Genomic DNA, 18,064 nt, shown 5'->3' with positions numbered 1-18,064 from the left:
GCCCATGTTCACGCTCGACCGCCCCGTCACCTTTTCGCAGGATATCAAGAAAAGCCGCTTCATCGCCTTTGCCGCGCCGGTGACGGGTGAAGAGGATGCGAAAACATTCCTCGCGGCACATTCCGATCCCGATGCAAACCATAATTGCTGGGCCTGGCGAAGCGGTCAGACCTATCGTTTTAGCGATGACGGCGAACCCTCGGGAACGGCCGGTAAACCGATCCTTCAGGCTATCGACGGTCAGTCACTCGACAATGTCGCGGTTCTCGTCATCCGCTGGTTTGGCGGCATTCTGCTCGGCAGCGGCGGGCTGATGCGCGCTTATGGCGGCGCGGCGGCGGCCTGTCTTCGCCTCGGCGAGACGTCACCGGTCATCGCTTATGTCAGCGCCATGCTGAGTTGCCCTTTCTCAGACCTGGCACTGGTGAAATCACGCCTTTCCGCCACGCCGAACCTGCGGCTTGCGAGGGAGGACTTTACCGGCACCGGCGCGGATATGGTGCTTTCGGTTCCGGCCGAGGAAACCGAACGACTAACGCGGCTCCTCAGCGACCTGACCAGCGGACGCGTCAATCTCCATATTCCCGACTAGAGTTTTCGCTTTTCTTCGAATCGCGGAAACACTCAAACTCTTTATTTCGGCGCATTTCCGGTCGGAAAACCGGGGGCCATTTTTCTCGGAAATGCTCTAGCGCCTGTCCGAATGCGCAATTCGTGCTAAGGAAGCGACATGTCATCCGAGCTTTCCAACCCCGTCTATAATCCGCCACTCGACCCTTGGCTCACCATCGTGCACCGCGATGACGATCTGCTGGTGCTTGATAAGCCGAGCGGGCTGTTATCGGTGCCGGGGCGCGATCCGGCGCTTTCCGACAGCCTCATGACGCGTGTGCAGAAGCAGTTCCCGAAAGCGCTGATGATCAACCGGCTGGACAAGGACACCTCGGGCATCGTGCTGATGTCACTGAACCGCAGGGCGCATGCGGCGATTGCGTCGCAGTTTGAAAACCGCCAGACGCGCAAATCCTATGTTGCCATTGTCTGGGGAGAGGTTGAGGGAGAGGCCGGAGAAGTGGACCTGCCGCTCGCCATCGATCCCGAAAACAAGCCCCGCCACCGGGTCGACCACGAAAATGGCAAGTCCGCGCAGAGCCTGTGGCAGGTGCTGCAACGACTGCCGCTTCCAGCGACGCGGCTGGCGCTCACTCCCCTCACCGGGCGCACCCATCAATTGCGGGTACATATGAAGGCGCTTGGCCATCCCATTCTCGGCGATGAATTTTATGCCGAAGGTGAGGCGCTCTCCGCCGCGCCCCGCCTGATGCTGCATGCGCAGGAAGTGGCATTCCGTCATCCGGACGGCCGGGATGTCATCTATACCGTGCCCTCTCCGTTCTGAGGTCGATATGAAGGAACAAGACGATAGTTTCGTGGTGGATTTCGTCGGCGGCGCGGTGGGGCACCGTTTTCGTTCCGGCGAGGGGCGCGGACAGGCACTGCCCAAGGCCGCAGGTTTCACCAAGGGCCGCACGCCAAAAATCGTCGATGCCACGGCTGGCCTCGGGCGAGACGCCTTCCTGCTCGCATCGCTCGGGGCTGACGTCACCCTCATCGAGCGCTCGCCGGAAATGCACGCACACCTCGCTGACGGCATTCGTCGTGCACTGGAAGCGGGCGGCGCTTATGCCGACGCGGCGGCGCGCATGACATTGCTCCACGGCGACTCCCGGCATCTGCTGAAAGAGCTGTCACCGGAGGTGGTGATTGTCGACCCCATGCATCCGCCGCGCCAAAACACGGCGTTGGTGAAAAAAGAGATGCGGGTGCTGAGAGAACTGGTCGGCGCCGACCCGGACCAGGTTGAGCTGATGGAGGCTGCGCTGGAGAATGCGACGAAGCGGGTGGTTCTGAAGTGGCCGCTCCGCGCCGACCCGATGCCGGGTGTTCGCAGGCCCTCACATCAGATACTGGGTAAGAACACCCGCTATGATGTCTTCATGATCTTCGGAAAATCCCACGACGAGGATGAATGATCAGCGGAAGTTCGGCTTTCGCTGCGCGTTCATCAGAAGCTCATGCCGCGAGGCGAACTCACCGAACAGCTTTCTGAGCCTGACTTCCTCAGCCTTGTCGAGCCGATAACGGCGGCAGAACTCCGCCACGTTGAGGATCGGCTTGGTTCTGTTCGCGTCTATGGTCTTGTTGTCGATGATTTGCATGGCGCCCTCCGTATAACAGAGGCCAAACGCAGCGCACGGCTCGCGGTTCCCTATGAATTCGCATGGATGAGAAAAGAGCGTGACGCCTGCACACGCAATGATCAAGTTTTCTTGAAACTGTCGAAGGAAACGAAATCCTCCCCAAATGGTTTCCTGCGTGACCTAAACGACGGAAGGGAGACCCATGTTCCACAACAACCGATTTCTGAATTCGACGATCCTGTGCGCGATGCTTGCCGTTCCTTTGGCCGGTGCAGCCAACGCACAGACCGCCCCGGCTGCCGAAACGAAACGGCCGAATGCGCCGGATCAGAAACCGGCTTTTGAGGGCCAGACGCGCGCGCCGCAGGCTGCTGCCCAGCCGAGCATCGAAAAAACCGTCGTCGCCGATGGTCTGCCGCATCTGTGGTCCATGGAATTCCTGCCCGATGGTCGCATGATCGTCGCTGCCAAGGAGGGCGCCATGCATATCGTCGCTGACGGCAAGGCCGGGCCGGCGATAGAAGGCGTGCCGGAGGTGGCTTCCGATGGACAGGGCGGGCTTCTCGACATAGCGCTGGCGCCCGATTTCGAAACCTCCCGTAAAATCTTCTTCTCCTTTTCCGAGCCGCGTGAGGGCGGTAACGGCACCTCCGTCGCATCGGCCAAACTGACAGAAGACGGTGGAGCGGCGAAACTGGAAGACGTCTCGGTGATCTTCCGCCAGATGCCGACCTATGATGGCGACAAGCATTTCGGATCACGGCTGGTTTTCGGCCAGAACAATGAGCTCTACGTCACTGTCGGTGAACGTTCAGACGCAACGCCGCGTGTGCAGGCGCAGGACCTCTCGAGCGGGCTCGGCAAGGTCTTCCGCATTGATGCCGAAGGCAAGGCCTTCGAGGGCAACCCCTTCGCCGGCCAGCAGAACGCCCTCCCCGAGATATGGAGCTATGGCCACCGTAACCTCCAATCGGCAGCGCTGGATGGACAGGGCAGGCTCTGGACAGTGGAACATGGCCCGAAAGGCGGCGATGAGCTGAACCTGCCGAAGGCGGGCCTCAATTATGGCTGGCCGGTGATCACCTACGGCGTCGAATATAGCGGCCGGTCCGTTGGCGAAGGCGCCACCGCGAGGGAAGGCATGGAACAGCCGGTTTATTATTGGGACCCCGTCATCGGCCCGTCCGGCATGGCCTTTTACGACGGCGACCAGATTCCCGAGTGGAAGGGGGCCTTCATCGTCGGCGGTCTGGTGAGCCAAGGCCTCGTCATCCTGCACATTGACGGCGACAGGGTTGCGACGGAAAGCCGATTGCCGCTGGAAGCGCGCATTCGTGATGTGAAAGTGGGTCCGGATGGCGCTGTCTACGCCGTGACTGAAGAACGCGGCGGCGGCAACTCGCAAATTTTACGGATCGCCAAGGCCACCTGAGAAAGCCATGACAGGAACAGCAGGCCGCCGGAACGAAGGCGGCCTGTTTTTCGTTTGCCGCAGCGTGAAACCTGCCGGGAAAAACAATGCCACAGCCGCCAACCCGCCTTCTTGCCAAAATCGGACTTGCCTATGTCAGTGATCAGGAACCGGGTATTTCCCGCGAGAAACGCGGGCGCGGTTTCTGTTATCGGCTGCCGGGCGGCGAACTCCTCTGCGATAGTGATGAGCTGAAGCGCATCAAATCGCTCGGTGTACCGCCCGCGTATAAGGATGTCTGGATCTGCATCGACCCGTCGGGGCATCTGCAGGCCACCGGGTTTGATGCCCGCGGCCGAAAGCAATATCGTTATCATCCCGACTGGCATACGCTCAGGGGAGAAACGAAGTTCTTCCAGCTCAAAAGCTTCGGAAGGGCGCTCCCTGCCATCCGCCGTCGCGCCATGGCCGACGTCGGTAAACAGGACCACGGGCAGGAAATGACGCTTGCAGCCCTCACCCTGTTGCTTGATGCCGCCTATTTGCGCGTCGGAAATCGCTCCTATCTTGAGAGTAACGGCACCTATGGCGCAACGACATTGCTCAAGCGGCACGTTTCCTTCGGTGAAACCATCGAATTGCGCTTCGCCGCCAAAGGCGGGCAGAAGGTGAAACGGCAATTACGCCACCCCCGCCTCCAGAAAATTCTTGAAGAGATCGCCGATCTGCCCGGCAAGGAACTCTTCGTCTGGCAGGATAGTGAAAACCGGGTTCACTCCGTCGATTCCAGCGATCTCAACGCATATCTCTCACGCATCGGCGGCCAGGGCATTTCCGCCAAGACCTTCCGCACCTGGGGCGGAACGCTCGCGGCCTTCTGCAACGCCATGGAGCATGTGGCAGCCGGTGAAAAACCGAGCATAAAAGGCATGTGCCAGGCTGCGGCGACCGAGCTTTCCAATACGCCTGCCATCTGCCGCAAGAGCTATGTGCACCCCGCTGTTCTCGATATCGCCACGGAGGAAAAGGCCCAGAAAAAGCTCAGCCGCATCTTGAAGGTCGGGGCAAAACCCGTCTCCGGCCTCAGGGCGGATGAACGACGTCTGCTGGCCTTTTTACCCTGACAGGTCAGCGGCCTCCCAGCCATTCCGCCAGTTCGCGCTCGGCCTTTTCCAGCGCGCTGTAATTCAAAAGCTTGCGCAGGAAAGCGACGGTAACGGCGCGGGTTCTAAGATTATACCGGCCTTCCGCCTCGTCATCGCTGGCCGCCTGATGCACGTTCAGCTTCTCGTAGAGACTTTGCAAGCGGTTCTGCACGCTGCGCAGCGACAGGTTCCGGCGGCGCGCGATCGCCTTATCGGTAAGTCCAAGCGCGACATCGACAAGAATTTCATATTCGGAATCAGTAAAGCCATGCGCCTTGCCGAGGCTCTTCTCCTGCAGGCCGCGCACTTCCCGGTCGATCACGCATTGCGCCTCGATGAAGATGCTGCGAAGGGCCAGCCGCAGTCGGTCATCGGAGGCGGATTTCAGCACATAGCCATAGGCGGCACCCTCAGGCACGATGCGGGAAACGCCACGTACATAGGCCTCGTCGGAATAATTGGACCAGAACAGGATGCGGGTATCCGGCCTTTCCTTCCAGATGGTGCGGGCCGCCTCGATGCCGTTGCGCTCGTTCATCTGCAAGTCCATGACGATATGGGCGGCGCGATTTTCCCGCGCCAGCTTTTCGCCGGTTCTGCCGTTTGCCGCCTCCAGCACCTTGTCGCATTCCGGCAGGGCGGCTCTTACCGCCTCGTTCAGATAGGCCCGGTGCAGGGCATCATCCTCAACGATGAGCACGTCCATGTCACATCTCCTCCCGGAAATTGAAAGCGCCCGCAGGCAGGGTGACGGTGATGCATGTACCCGCCCCATCACGGTTGCCGCCTCTGTCGAACCGGGCAGAGATCAGCCGCGCCCGCGTCTTCATGTTGCCCATGCCGAGACCGCCGGGGGCACCACTGTCACCGCCGCCATTGCCGTCATCGCTCACCGTCACCCGCAACCCGCCGTCGATTGCGGCCAGTCTCACGGCAATCGTTTCGGGCTGGGCATGGCGAATGGCATTGTTCACGGCCTCCTGCACGATGCGGAAGAGCGATATGGCCACCGTCTTGTCCAGCCTTTCAACCAGCCCCTCCGTCTCGTCCGTCACTGACCAGTCGATAGCGCATCCGCTGTCGCGCACGGAGCGGTCCACATAGGTCTCGATGGCTTCAACGACGCCGAACAACTGCAGGATCGAGGGTTTCGCCTCCTCGATAATCTCGCGCAGATCCTGCATGCAATGCTGCAGGCTGCGCACCACCGGCTCCAGCATCTCGCCGGAAATATCGGGAGTGTGGCTCATGCGCTCGATACGCCGCGCAAGCCGCGTCAGGTCGGCTAGGGTCTGGTCATGCAGGTCCATGCCGATGCGCTGCCGCTCGGCCTCCAACGCTTCCGTCAATTGCAGCGCGCCGAGGCGCAGGCCTTCTTCGCGGGCATTGGCGCGCGCCTCCTCGATGGCCGAGCGCTTGGCCTGTTCAGCGGCACGAATGGCGTAGAAATAGGGCGCCAGCAAATCCGCAACGGCGCGTGCATTGGTGACATCTTCTATCGTATAGGCGTTCGACTGGTGCGAGGAGCAACTGAGCGCACCGATGATGTCGCCATGCACCTTCATGGGGACATGCAGGCGGCTGTGCAGGCCAAGTTCGATGATGGGGCTGGAAAATGACCCTTCGAAATGAAAGCGCGGATCGGAACAGGCGTCGCCGCTTAAAAGATATTCGACCGAGCCCGACAACAGCGACCGGATCGGGCTTCCGGTGAGAAGTGCGGGCGGCTGTCGGCTCCAGGCGCTGACCAGACCGCTCTCATAGGCAATGTGATACTTGTCATCCAGCTGCTTGATGCAGACATCCATGTGATCATGCGGGATGATATGGCTGATCTCGGTTGCGACCGCCTGGATGATGGCATTAAACTCCAGCTGCCCGGCGAGCAGCCTCGAAATGCCCATATAGTGATGAAAAAGAGCGCTTTTCGGCGTATCCAGCATGTGCGGACGCCCTCCCAAGCGTCTGCCTCCAATCCCTGCGGCGAAGATTTAACCCATCGGGTCCGCATTCTTCATTCTGCGCCCGGCAGTGGCCTTTCGTCCTGCGGGTTCCCGCAAGCTTTATGCGGAAACCCGCAGGAAGATTGCCGCGATCCGCCTATACAAGCCAAATCTTCTTGGTCATTCTCGCTTCTACTGGGGAAAGGAGCTCCAGTGCAAAGGAATTCCGCCTGCCGCCGAGGAGATTTGCGGCGTGCGAGAATTCCGGGCTCGAAAAGGGCAAGCCACGAGGGAGGAAATCAAATGGCTTTCAGGAAGATGCTTCTGGCATCGGCCGCTGTCGCATGTGCAGCGCTGCCGATCACCGCTCATGCCGATACGTCGGCAAAAAAGATTGCGCTTTCAAACAATTACGCAGGCAATTCCTGGCGTCAGGCGATGCTGACCAGCTGGGACAAGATCACCAAGCAGGCGGTTGCCGACAAGCAGGTGGCCGCAGCTGACGCCTTCACGACAGCCGAAAACCAGGCGACCGAACAGGCGGCGCAGATCCAGAACCTGATCCTGCAGGGTTACGACGCCATCGTCATCAACGCCGCTTCGCCGACTGCACTCAACGGCGCGGTGAAGGAAGCCTGCGATGCCGGCATCACCGTCGTATCCTTCGACGGCATCGTCACCGAGCCTTGCGCATGGCGCATTGCGGTCGACTTCAAGGCCATGGGCGCAAGCCAGATCGACTACCTTGCCAAGGCCATGCCGAAGGGCGGCAACCTGCTCGAAATTCGCGGCCTAGCCGGTGTTTCCGTGGATGACGAAATCCATGCTGGTATTGTCGACGCCGTCGCCAAGAACCCGCAATTCAAGATCGTTGGTTCGGTCAATGGCGACTGGGCACAGGATGTCGCCCAGCGCGCCGTTGCCGGCATTTTGCCAAGCCTTCCCGAGATCGCGGCCGTCGTAACGCAGGGTGGTGACGGTTACGGTGCGGCCCAGGCTTTTGCCGCCGCCAAGCGCCCGACGCCGACCATCGTCATGGGCAACCGCGAAGACGAGCTGCAATGGTGGAAACAGCAGAAGGATGCGAGCGGCTATGAGACCATGTCCGTCTCCATCGCACCCGGTGTTTCGACGCTGGCTTTCTGGGTGGCGCAGCAAATTCTCGACGGCAAGGATGTGAAGAAGGACCTGACGGTGCCCTTCCTGCGCATCGACCAGGCCAATCTCGAGGACAACCTCAAAAACACCCAGAAGGGTGGCGTGGCGAATGTGGAATATTCGCTTGAGGATGCCCAGAAGGTGATTTCCGCGGCGAAGTAACCCGCGGTTCCTGCCTGATCCTGCGGCGCTTTCGAAGGAAGCGCCGCAGTGATGCCTACATTCAATTTCAGATCACTGGCGTAATTGCTCATGAATGACATCATCGAGGCGGAAGAAGTCGTCGCCGCGCGCGGCGTGAAGGTCGTGTTCGGCGCGGTCAGGGCGCTGGATGGGGCCGATCTCGTCATCCGCGCCGGGGAATGCCTCGGGCTCGTTGGCCACAACGGCGCAGGCAAATCCACCATCGTCAATGTCATCAATGGCGGGCTCACACCGCATGAAGGCTCCATTTCCTATCGTGGGAACCAGAACCGCCACGGCATAGCCGCTGCGCGTGCGAGCGGCGTGCGCTGCGTCTTTCAGGAACTCTCGCTCTGCCCCAATCTGACAATCAGCGAAAACGTCCGCATCATGCATGCCGCCATGAACGGGCGGAACTGGCGCGGGCGCGCTCTTTCCATGATCCGCCAGACGCTCGACGAGATTTTTCCCGGCCACGGCATCGATTGCGAACTGACGATTGCCGAGCTTTCGATTGCAGAGAGGCAGATGGTGGAAATCGCCATCAATTTCTGCCGCACGCCTGAAGCCCCGAGGCTGGTCATTCTCGACGAGCCGACATCCTCGTTAGACGCGGGCCTTGCCGAACAGTTGATGGATTATGTCCGGCGTTTTGTGCGCACCGGCGGCTCCGTTCTGTTGATCTCGCATATTCTCGGTGAAATTCTTTCAACCGCCACCCGCATCGTTGTCATGAAGGATGGCCGCGTGGTGGCCAACCGGCCCGCCGCCGAATTCACCACGCGGACGCTGGTGGAGGCCATGGGCAGCGTCGTCAAGCCGCAGGACAGGCAAAAGGATGAGAGCCGCAAGGCGGGCGAAAAGGTGCTTTCCATGCCGGCGCGCCGGGGCGAAGGCCTTGCCTTCGAGGCTTTCCGCGGAGAGATCATCGGCCTTGCCGGCCTCGGCGGACATGGCCAGACCGAAGCGCTTCTCGACCTCTATCTTGCCCGCAACAGCAGCTGGCTGCCGACGCGCAAGACCGATATCGCTTTCGTCGCGGGCGACCGCAGCCTCAACGGCACCTTCCCGCTGTGGAGCATCCTGAAGAACCTCTCCATCGCGTCGCTGCGGGATATTTCATCCGCGGGCATCGTGGACAGGAGCAAGGAGAGCGAACTGGGCGCGCAGTGGAAAAAGCGCATCGAAATTCGCACGCCCGACATGGGCAACAAGATCCTGTCTCTCTCCGGCGGCAACCAGCAGAAAGTGCTTTTTGCCCGTGCGCTCGCCACCACCGCCAGCACCGTTTTGATGGACGATCCGATGCGCGGCGTCGATATCGGCACCAAACAGGAGGTCTACGATATCTTGAGAACTGAAGCCTCTCACGGCCGCACCTTCATCTGGTACTCGACCGAGATGGATGAAATCCGTCTCTGTGACCGGGTTTATGTCTTCCGCGACGGCGCCATCCAGGCGGAACTCGTCGGCGACGACGTTACCGAGCAGAATGTGCTGGCCGCTTCCTTTGCCGGAGAAGACCACGCATGAAACTTTCGGCAAACGCGCTCCGCCTCATCATTCCCGCCGCCTCGCTCGCCTTCCTGCTCGCCGCGGTCTTCTACATGCAGCCGCGTGCCATGAGCTACACCGGCTTGAACCTACTGTTCAATCTGGCAGTGCCGATTGCACTCGCCACCATTGCGCAGATGCTCATCATGTCGGTCAACGATCTCGACCTGTCGATGGGCACTTTCGTCAGTTTCTGCGCCTGCGTCACCGCCACCTTCCTGCAAACGACGCCATTGCTCGGTATTGCGATCTTTGCCGGGGCGATCGCGGTTTATGCACTGCTCGGCGCCATCATCCATATCCGCGCCCTGCCCTCCATCGTCGTCACACTCGGCATGAGTTTCGTCTGGGGCGGCCTCGCCGTACTCATTCTCCCCTCGCCCGGCGGCCAGGCGCCTGCCTTCATCCGCACGCTGATGACGGCGAAACCGCCTTTCGTGCCGATCGCGATCCTCGCCAGTATCCTGATTGCGGTCATCGCCCATTATATCGTCATGCGCTCCTCGTTCGGCGTGTTGATGCGCGGCGTCGGGGGAAATTTCCGCTCTGTCGAGCGTTCCGGCTGGTCAGTCATCGGCATCCGCGCCGCCACCTTTGCGCTGGCCGGTTTCTTCGCGGTGCTGTCCGGTATCGCCCTTGTGGGCCTGACGACGTCGGCCGACGCCAATATCGCGCTGCGCTACACGCTGCTGTCGATTGCCGGCGTCATCCTCGGCGGCGGCGAATTCGTCGGCGGAAGAGTATCGCCCATCGGTGCCGTCATCGGCGCGCTGACGCTGACGCTTGCAGGCTCCTTCCTCTCCTTCATGCGGATTTCGCCGGACTGGCAGATTGGCGCGCAAGGGGCAATCCTCATCATCGTGCTGGCATTGCGCATCCTGCTCAACCGTCTCGAAAAGCGGGAGAAAAACCAATGAACGGGCTCTCTTCCCTCACCAGAAAACCGTGGATCTGGTCCTTTGCCGCAACCATTGCGGTGTGGATCATCACCGTGCTCTTCACTGGCGGCGCAAGCTCATTCGGCCTGTCGCACGCAGCACTCACCTTCGCGGCCTTTTCTGTCATCGTCGGCATCGGCCAGATGTTCGTCATCACGCTCGGGCCCGGAAATATCGACCTCTGCGTTCCCGCGACGATGACGCTGTCGGGGACGCTTGCCTTGAAGTTCATGGATGTATCGGACAGCCTCATTCTGCCGGGATTGCTGATCGCCATCCTCATCGGTATCGCCATCGGCATCGGCAATTATGCCCTGATCAAGCTCCTGCGCATCCCGCCGATCATCGCGACGCTGTCCATGAGCTTCATCGTGCAGTCCATCGCCATCTGGTCGAACCGCGGCCTGCGCATCAAGCCGCCGGAAACATTGGCCACATTCGCCACATCGAGTTTTCTCGGCATTCCCAACGTCGCCCTCGTCGCCCTGCTGCTTTCCGTCATTGCATGGCTGCTGCTGGACCGCTCCTTCTACGGACGCTGGATTGCCGCCATCGGCCAGAGCACCTTCGCTGCCCGCATGACCGGCATTCCCGTGGATGGCGCACGCTTCGTCACCTACGTCCTCTGTGCGGTGCTGGCGGCAATTGCCGGTTACCTGCTCGCCAGCTTCTCCGGCGGTGCGGCGCTCAACATGGGCTCGGAATATCTGCTGATGTCCATCGCCGTCGTTGTCATTGGCGGCACGGCGGTGGCGGGAGGGGATTCCAACGTGCCCGGCATATGGGGCGCATCGCTCTTCATGTTCCTGGTGGTCTCGATGCTGAATACCTATGGTTTCGGCGCGGGCATCCGCCTCATCCTCACCGGTCTCATCATCATCTCCGTCATTCTTCTGGCGAGCGGCCCGAAGGCCACGCGCTGACCCCGAACGACAAGCCAAAGCGGACCACGCTCATGACCACAGACAAGACTTCACCTTACGAAATTCACGACGACCGTTTCCGCCACCTGATCGTCGGCAATGCCGAGCTGGAAGAGCTTTATTCGGGCTGCCGCTGGGCAGAAGGACCGGTGTGGTTCGCCGACCTGAACTGCCTGCTTTTCAGCGATATCCCCAATGAGCGCATGCTTCGCTGGGTGCCGGATGGCGGAATCTCGGTTTATCGCCAGCCCTCCAACTTCACCAACGGCAACACCCGCGACCGGCAGGGACGTCTTGTGTCCTGCGAACATGGGGACCGCCGCGTCACCCGCACCGAGGTCGACGGCTCGATCACCGTCCTTGCCGATAGCTACGACGGCAAGCGGCTGAACTCGCCCAATGACGTGGTGGTGAAATCAGATGGCAGCGTCTGGTTCACCGACCCGACCTACGGCATTCTGTCCGATTACGAGGGCTACAAGGCCGAGCCGGAGCAGAAGACCCGCAATGTCTACCGGCTCGATCCCGCTACCGGAAAGATCGACATCGCCATCGACGACTTCGTGCAGCCGAACGGCCTCGCATTTTCGCCTGACGAAACGAAGCTCTACATTGCCGACAGTTCCTACAGCCACGATGTCACCCGACCCCGCCATATCCGCGTCTTCGACGTCGTGGATGGCGTAAAACTCGCCAACGGCCGGGAATTCTGCAATATCGACAATGGCCTGCCAGATGGCTTTCGCCTCGACACGGCGGGCAATCTGTGGACGAGCGCCGGTGACGGCGTGCACTGCTTTGCGCCTGACGGCACACTCATCGGCAAGATCAAGGTGCCGCAGACAGTGGCGAACCTCACCTTCGGCGGGCCGAAAAAGAACCGCCTGTTCATCACCGCGACAAAATCGCTCTATTCGGTCTATGTCGCCGCAACCGGTGCACAGACACCCTGAAATCCAAAAACGCTGGTCTGGCAGGAAGTGGCAAGATCGCTTCAGAGCGCTATAATTGGCCCATGAGTGACGATTCCAACCTCTTCCTGACTGACGATATGGAGTTCGACGGCAAAGCGCCGGCCGTTGAACCAACCAGCCGCATGCTCTCCTGGGCACGCAATTCCGCTCTATACCGGCTGGAACAGCGCATGATGACGGAAAAGCAGCTGCGCGACGCCATCATGCGCAAGGCACGGGAAAAATTCGAGGATATCGGCGCCGCGCAGATAAAGGCGCTTGGCGATTTCGCGGTGCGTTTCGCTTATGAGATCAAGGCGCTTGACGATACGGCCTTTGCGGAAATCACCGTGCGAAGCGGGCAGCGCAGCGGCAAATCGAAACGGGGGCTGGCGCAAAAGCTTCAGCTTAAGGGGATAGACCGGGAGACCGCAGCCGTCGCCCTTCAGGAAACCGACGATCTGGTCGCAGCCATCAATTTTGCGCGAAAACGCGCTTTTGGCCCTTACCGTCGGGTCGAGCTTGATGAGAAGCGCAAGGCAAAGGAGTTTTCGGCATTTGCCCGCAATGGTTTTGGTTTCGAAATCGGGTCGAAGGTTATGTCGATGACGACGGAAGAAGCGGAAGATATTTTATCGGAAGCACCGCTCTGACGTTATTGCGGCAGCGGACGGGTTTTCAGATAAGCAATGAGATCGGCGATATCACTCTCGCTCCAGAGGCCGAAAAAGCGCATTGCATTTCCCGGGAGCGCCTTCTTCGGACTGGACAGAAATTTCTGCAACTCCTCCTCCGACCAAACCCTGCCTGCCGCTCCAGCATCCTTCAGCGCCTGTGAATAGTGGCTGTAGTCAGCGATAGATGCGATCGGTCTTCCGACCACGCCCATCAGATGCGGCCCCATGCGGGTGCGCGGCGCGTCGATGCTGTGGCAGGTGGAGCAGCGACTGAAAACCTTCTCGCCATGCGCAGCATCGCCTTCGGAGAAAGCGCCCGACGCCGGGAGGAGGATGAACGCGACCGCGGCCGCGACTTTTTTGATCGGGGACATCATACCCTTGATAATACAACGCCCTCTGCGTCTGACAACGAAGAGGGCGTGTTTTGTCATGCGACCTAATGCCCGGCTCTAGCCTCCGGGCATCAGCCGGATCAGTTCATGGCCGTCAGCGTCACCGAGGTGCCGGTGGCGGCGAGATTAAGGCCAACCTGGCCGGTCACGCTCACTGTCTGCAGCTGGATCGAGCCGGAAGTACCGCCGACGAGAACGTTCGTGCCAACGCCGAGACCGACGGTGACTTCAGCCGTTGCGCCCTGATAGAGGCCGCCAAGCGAACCGCGGTGGTAACCGGCGGTCGGGGCGAAAACGGCCCAGACCAGACGGCCCTGCGTGGTGAAACCAAGGTCAACGCCCATCTTGCGGATAGCGCCGCTATAATGGTCGGTACGACGTGCGCCGATCGTGGACTGGAAGGTGCAATCCAGTTCCTTGGCCGAGCCGAGAACGTAACCGACGCCGCCGCCGATATCGCAGGTAAGGTAACCGATCTTGACGCCGTTGCGATCGTCCTGCTCCTGCGGAGCCGGCTCGTATCGTGCAAGGTCGGCAGCGAGTGCGGATGCGGTTCCGCCAAGGCCCATCGTCAATGCGGCAAAAGTTACGGCAACAGCCTTTTTCATCTGATTATCTCCTGTTTTATTCCTACCCGCAGCAGCCCTTATTGCCCTCTCCGGATATTGAATTCCGCACTGTTAACGTTTGTTCCCTGAAATCGATCCAAAACAACTTAATTGGAGGCGATGAAAGCCGAACGGTTAACAATGTCTGATGGCGGTAGGATGCCATTAAGACATTGTTAGGGCGGGAAATGCGTGCGGAATCACCATCAACAGCAAGCGTTGGCGGGCGTGGTTCTGCAGCAACAACATCAGAGCGGCAGGGCCACCGGAAGGCCGGTGGCGGCGTGGGTCATCACGTCCATTCGCACGCCATAGATGCGCTCCAGCGTCTCCGGCGTCATGATCTCTTCCGGCGTTCCCCGGGCAATCAACCGGCCGGAATGCAGCGCGACGATCTCGTCGCAGAAGCGTGCCGCCATGTTGACGTCGTGCAGCACGACGATGACGCCAAGGCCTTTTTCACGCGACAGTCTCTGCACCAGCGAAAGCACCTCGATCTGGTGCGCCAGGTCAAGTGCGGAGATGGGTTCATCGAGAAGCAGGCTTTCGGCATTCTGGGCCACCAGCATGGCAAGCCAGACGCGCTGACGCTCGCCACCCGAAAGCGTATCCACCAGCCGGTCGCGGAAGGCAACGGTATCGGTAAGCTCGATCGCCTCGTCCACTTTTTCCTGATCCGCCTTCGTAAACTGGCCCAGCGCGCCGTGCCAGGGATAACGGCCAAGTGCAACCAGTTCTTTGGCCAGCATGCCGGAAGCGGCCGGCGTATATTGCGGCAGATAGGCGAGCTTTCGCGCAAATTCCCGATTGCCCCAGGCTGCAAGCGCCTTCCCTTCGAAGGACACCCGGCCCGCCGTCGGCTCCTGTATCCGTGCGAGAATCTTCAGCAGCGTGGATTTTCCCGAACCGTTATGGCCGATCAGGCCGATGGTCTTGCCGGTCGCAAAACTGGCCGTCAGCGGCTGCAGCAATGTCCTGCCCGGCACTTCCATGGTGACGCCATCCAGAGAAAAAAGCGGCATATCATCGTAACCGGCCGCAGGCACTGCCTGACCCATGCTTCTCATCTCCATACATCTTTCAAAAAATTCATCATCGCCTGCCTGAAAGCCAGATCAGATATGGCGCGCCGGCAAGCGCCGCAAAAAGTCCGAGCGGCAGTTCATAGGGAAAGGTCACCGTCCGCGCGCCAAGATCGGAAAGCGCCATCAGCACCGCGCCGAACAGGAAGGAGGCGAAGAGATGGTCACGTGGCGTTGTGAAACCAGAGCGCAGCGCAATATGGGGCGCCATCAACCCGACGAAACTCAAGGGACCAACCAGCAGCGAGGCGGCACCGGTGGCAATGCCGGCCACGGCGATGACGGCGGTTCGCGCAGCGCCGAGCGGCAGGCCGAGGGAGAGCGGCACATCCCGCCCAAGCGGCAGGATCGTCAGCCAGCGCGTGACTGATAATGCTCCCGCCAGAAGCACGATGGAAAGAACGGCGAGAAAGATCGCCGAAGCCGGCGTTGCCGTCGAACCCGAGCCGCTGAGCCAGGCGAGGATCTGCCATGCCCGCTGGTCGCCAATGGCAAGCAGCGCCGAAAGCACCGCTGAGCAGAGCGAACTGACGGCAATGCCCGCTAGCAGTATCTTTTCCGGCGGGAGGTGTCTGCGCACGGCGAAGAAGAGCACAAGGATCATGACGACCGCCGAGCCGATGCCGGCGCCGCAAAACAGTTCCAGCAGGCCTGCTGCCGGAAAAATGGTGATGGCGACGGCAAAACCGAGGCCCGCACCGCCGCTGACGCCGATCACCTCCGGGCTCGCCATCGGATTGCCTGTCAGTCGCTGCAAAAGAGCACCCGCCATCGCGAGAAGACCGCCAGCGGCCATGGCGGCCAGCAGCCGGGGCCAGCGGAACGGCAACAGGCTTTGCAGATCGTCCGCCTTCAGCATTTCCCAGCCATCCGGTCCCTTGCCAACGGCGAGTGCGGCAGACACCAGCACCGCCATGATGGCCAGTGCAGGCAGCAGGGACGTAAGCCGGCGTCTTGTCGCAAGCTCGACGCCTTCACCGCGCTGCACGTCTGTCGGCCGGATTTTCGGCAGGAGCCACAGAAGCAGCGGACCGCCGATCAGGGCCGTCACCGCTCCCGTTGGAAAAACTTCCGCCGTCGTGCTTGCCAGAAGCTGGACCAGACTATCGCAGAACCATAGAAGCAGACCGCCGAGCAGCGGCGAAACGAACAGAACGGAAGACGAGCGCCGCACGCCCAGCGCCCGGGTGAGTGCCGGTGCGGCAAGACCGATAAAGCTGACGAGACCGACCGCAGAAGCAACGAAGGCGGCCAGCATGACCGCGACGGCCGCAACCGCGAGCCTGATCGAAAACAGCGATACGCCGAGCGATCGAGCACCGGAATCGCCGAGACCGAGAACCGTCAAAGGCCTTATCAGCAGGCCGGTCAGAACGAGCCCTGCCAGAAGCTGGCAGGTGAGAGACAGGGCGTTCGACCAGTCCTGCTGGCTGAGCGAGCCGCCGTTCCAGACCACCAGAGACATCAGATATTCGCCCTGCGCGAGCGTCAGCGCCGCGGAAACGGAAGCGGCGGTGATGCCGACCAGCAATCCTGACACCACCATGGTCACCGGCTCGAAGGAGCGCCGCCAGCCAAGCAGGAAGACAATACCCGCGGCCGCAGCGGCCCCGGCAAGCGCCACCAGGGCGCGGTTGCCGTCCAGAACAGACGGAAAAAACAGGGTGGCGATGACGATGGCCAGTTGCGCGCCGGCCGAGATGCCGAGCGTCGAAGGATCGGCAATCGGATTGCGCAGCAATTGCTGGAAAAGCGCCCCGGACAGACCGAGCATCGCGCCCGCCAGAACGGAAACCGCCACGCGGGGCATCAGGCTGAAGGCGAAAATCACCTGATCCATCGACAGGCTGGCAGCATCGAACGGTGGACTGGGCCATGCGCTGAACGGCAGCCGGAGCAGCCCTGCATGCAAGGAGAGCCCGCAGGCGAGAGCGAACAGCAGCCCCAGGACAATCTGGAGAGGGCGCGCCGTCACAGGGCTTCCCCCCGCACCGAAAGCGCTTCGGTCAGAAGCCGCGCAAAACGCATGCCGGCGGTGATGCCGCCATAGGGGGCGGCATTGGCAAGCGTCACAACGCGGTTTTCCCGCACGGCAGGCAGTGCCCGCCAGATTGCGCTGTTGCGCAACGTTTCCCGTGCCTCGACCGGAATATCGGAGACGACGACGATGCGGGCATCCGGCGAGGCCGCGAGGTTTTCAATCGGGACCGGAGCCGCGAAAGTGAATTGCGAACGATCCACCCAGGCATTGGCGAGCCCCAGCCGGCCAAGAACATCCCCGAACATGCTGTCCGCACCGAAAGCGCGAAAATGCCGCGCGTCGCCGATATTGATCACATAGGTCGGCCGCGCCGCAAATCCGGCGAGGCGGGTCCGCATGGCGTGCAGCGCCGCTTCCGTTTCACCCAGAACCCTGCGCGCCTCTTCGGCCCGCCCGAGCTTTTCACCAAGCGCCGTGACTGCCGCCAGCGCCTTTGCGAAAGGCGGCTCGCCCTTTACGTAAAAGGGCAACGAGAAGACCGGCGCGATAGCTTCAAGCCTGCCGGTGTAGCGGGTGTAGAAGGGCGAGATCAGAATGAGATCGGGTCGGGTCAGTTGCAGGAGCTCGAAATTCGGAGCGCCGCGCAGGCCGAGATCGGCGACGGTTTCCGGGATTTCGGGCTCCACCGCACCCGCCCGGAACTGGATAAGCTCGGTCGCCGCCACCGGCATGACGCCAAGGGCCACGGCTGTTTCGAGCATCGCCCAGTCAATGGCGGCAATGCGCGGGGTCGACTCTGCCCGCGTCGCGCCAGCAAAGGCCGCAGCAGCGAGCAGGGCCAAAAACTCCCGCCGTCCCCAAACGGGAGACATCCATCGATCCTTGCGCGTCATGCCCCTGCTGCTTCACTTA

19 protein-coding genes are annotated in these 18,064 nt (G+C 61.0%); 11 read left to right on the top strand and 8 right to left on the bottom strand.

The window, feature by feature from the left end; all coding sequences use genetic code 11:
• Nucleotides 1-4: 4 nt before the first annotated feature.
• The 3 genes from QE453_RS05545 (at nt 5) to QE453_RS05535 (ending at nt 2,033) form a co-directional block, all read left to right on the top strand.
• Nucleotides 5-592 carry a YigZ family protein gene (locus QE453_RS05545; RefSeq protein WP_279873937.1) on the top strand — a complete coding sequence of 196 codons (588 nt, stop codon included), beginning with the start codon at nt 5-7 and terminating at the stop codon, nt 590-592.
• Between the two features lie 138 nt (nt 593-730).
• On the top strand, nt 731-1,399 hold the full coding sequence (locus QE453_RS05540; protein ID WP_279873936.1) for a pseudouridine synthase: 669 nt from the start codon (nt 731-733) through the stop codon (nt 1,397-1,399).
• Nucleotides 1,400-1,406: 7 nt separating this feature from the next.
• Nucleotides 1,407-2,033 (top strand): class I SAM-dependent methyltransferase, encoded by a 627-nt coding sequence (locus QE453_RS05535; RefSeq protein ID WP_044459481.1) that lies wholly within the window; start codon nt 1,407-1,409, stop codon nt 2,031-2,033.
• Here the strand turns inward: QE453_RS05535 and QE453_RS05530 are convergent, their stop codons facing one another.
• The gene (locus QE453_RS05530; RefSeq protein WP_004437649.1) at nt 2,034-2,219 is read right to left on the bottom strand and encodes a hypothetical protein; all 186 of its coding nucleotides are present in this window, start codon (nt 2,217-2,219) and stop codon (nt 2,034-2,036) included.
• A 184-nt stretch (nt 2,220-2,403) separates the two neighbouring features.
• Between QE453_RS05530 and QE453_RS05525 the strand changes: the two genes are divergently transcribed.
• Both QE453_RS05525 and QE453_RS05520 read left to right on the top strand, forming a co-directional pair.
• Entirely contained in the window at nt 2,404-3,633 is a 1,230-nt protein-coding gene (locus QE453_RS05525; protein ID WP_004437644.1) for a PQQ-dependent sugar dehydrogenase, read from the top strand.
• Between the two features lie 86 nt (nt 3,634-3,719).
• Entirely contained in the window at nt 3,720-4,736 is a 1,017-nt protein-coding gene (locus QE453_RS05520) for a DNA topoisomerase IB (protein ID WP_004437641.1), read from the top strand.
• Between the two features lie 4 nt (nt 4,737-4,740).
• On the opposite strand, the gene QE453_RS05515 is transcribed toward QE453_RS05520, so the two are convergent.
• Both QE453_RS05515 and QE453_RS05510 read right to left on the bottom strand, forming a co-directional pair.
• Entirely contained in the window at nt 4,741-5,463 is a 723-nt protein-coding gene (locus QE453_RS05515) for a response regulator transcription factor (RefSeq protein WP_184288885.1), read from the bottom strand.
• 1 nt (nt 5,464) lies between these two features.
• Nucleotides 5,465-6,700 carry a sensor histidine kinase gene (locus QE453_RS05510; RefSeq protein ID WP_279873935.1) on the bottom strand — a complete coding sequence of 412 codons (1,236 nt, stop codon included), beginning with the start codon at nt 6,698-6,700 and terminating at the stop codon, nt 5,465-5,467.
• Nucleotides 6,701-7,003: 303 nt separating this feature from the next.
• Here QE453_RS05510 and QE453_RS05505 point away from each other — a divergent pair, with 303 nt between their 5' ends.
• The 6 genes from QE453_RS05505 to recX all read left to right on the top strand — a co-directional run bounded on the left by QE453_RS05505 (nt 7,004) and on the right by recX (nt 13,062).
• A complete protein-coding gene (locus QE453_RS05505; protein WP_004437634.1) occupies nt 7,004-8,020 on the top strand; it encodes an ABC transporter substrate-binding protein in 1,017 nt (338 codons plus the stop codon).
• Nucleotides 8,021-8,110: 90 nt separating this feature from the next.
• Nucleotides 8,111-9,574 carry an ATP-binding cassette domain-containing protein gene (locus tag QE453_RS05500; protein ID WP_279873934.1) on the top strand — a complete coding sequence of 488 codons (1,464 nt, stop codon included), beginning with the start codon at nt 8,111-8,113 and terminating at the stop codon, nt 9,572-9,574.
• Nucleotides 9,571-10,512 (top strand): ABC transporter permease, encoded by a 942-nt coding sequence (locus tag QE453_RS05495; RefSeq protein WP_279873933.1) that lies wholly within the window; start codon nt 9,571-9,573, stop codon nt 10,510-10,512. The genes QE453_RS05500 and QE453_RS05495 overlap by 4 nt, the downstream gene beginning before the upstream one ends.
• Nucleotides 10,509-11,456: an ABC transporter permease gene (locus QE453_RS05490; protein ID WP_004437622.1), complete on the top strand. Its 948-nt coding sequence runs from the start codon at nt 10,509-10,511 to the stop codon at nt 11,454-11,456. Before QE453_RS05495 ends, QE453_RS05490 begins: the two co-directional genes overlap by 4 nt.
• Before the next feature lie 32 nt (nt 11,457-11,488).
• Complete coding sequence (locus tag QE453_RS05485) at nt 11,489-12,409, top strand: SMP-30/gluconolactonase/LRE family protein (protein WP_279873932.1); 921 nt, start codon at nt 11,489-11,491, stop codon at nt 12,407-12,409.
• Between the two features lie 62 nt (nt 12,410-12,471).
• The gene (gene recX / locus QE453_RS05480; RefSeq protein ID WP_004437614.1) at nt 12,472-13,062 is read left to right on the top strand and encodes a recombination regulator RecX; all 591 of its coding nucleotides are present in this window, start codon (nt 12,472-12,474) and stop codon (nt 13,060-13,062) included.
• A 2-nt stretch (nt 13,063-13,064) separates the two neighbouring features.
• Here recX and QE453_RS05475 read toward each other — a convergent pair whose 3' ends face one another.
• From QE453_RS05475 to QE453_RS05455, 5 genes are all read right to left on the bottom strand, one after another.
• Nucleotides 13,065-13,463: a cytochrome c family protein gene (locus QE453_RS05475; protein ID WP_044459488.1), complete on the bottom strand. Its 399-nt coding sequence runs from the start codon at nt 13,461-13,463 to the stop codon at nt 13,065-13,067.
• A 98-nt stretch (nt 13,464-13,561) separates the two neighbouring features.
• Nucleotides 13,562-14,089: a DUF992 domain-containing protein gene (locus QE453_RS05470; protein WP_004437608.1), complete on the bottom strand. Its 528-nt coding sequence runs from the start codon at nt 14,087-14,089 to the stop codon at nt 13,562-13,564.
• A gap of 248 nt (nt 14,090-14,337) precedes the next feature.
• Entirely contained in the window at nt 14,338-15,147 is an 810-nt protein-coding gene (locus QE453_RS05465; protein WP_037090686.1) for an ATP-binding cassette domain-containing protein, read from the bottom strand.
• Nucleotides 15,148-15,181: 34 nt separating this feature from the next.
• A complete protein-coding gene (fhuB, locus tag QE453_RS05460; RefSeq protein ID WP_136883274.1) occupies nt 15,182-17,146 on the bottom strand; it encodes a Fe(3+)-hydroxamate ABC transporter permease FhuB in 1,965 nt (654 codons plus the stop codon).
• Nucleotides 17,143-18,045: an iron-siderophore ABC transporter substrate-binding protein gene (locus QE453_RS05455; RefSeq protein ID WP_309776529.1), complete on the bottom strand. Its 903-nt coding sequence runs from the start codon at nt 18,043-18,045 to the stop codon at nt 17,143-17,145. The genes fhuB and QE453_RS05455 overlap by 4 nt, the downstream gene beginning before the upstream one ends.
• Nucleotides 18,046-18,064: the final 19 nt, after the last annotated feature.

The organism is Agrobacterium sp. SORGH_AS_0440 (assembly GCF_031453135.1).
Taxonomy (GTDB): Bacteria; Pseudomonadota; Alphaproteobacteria; order Rhizobiales; family Rhizobiaceae; genus Agrobacterium; species Agrobacterium pusense.
Note: the sequence above shows the minus strand (reverse complement) of the source record. Positions and strands in the feature narration are given on the sequence as shown.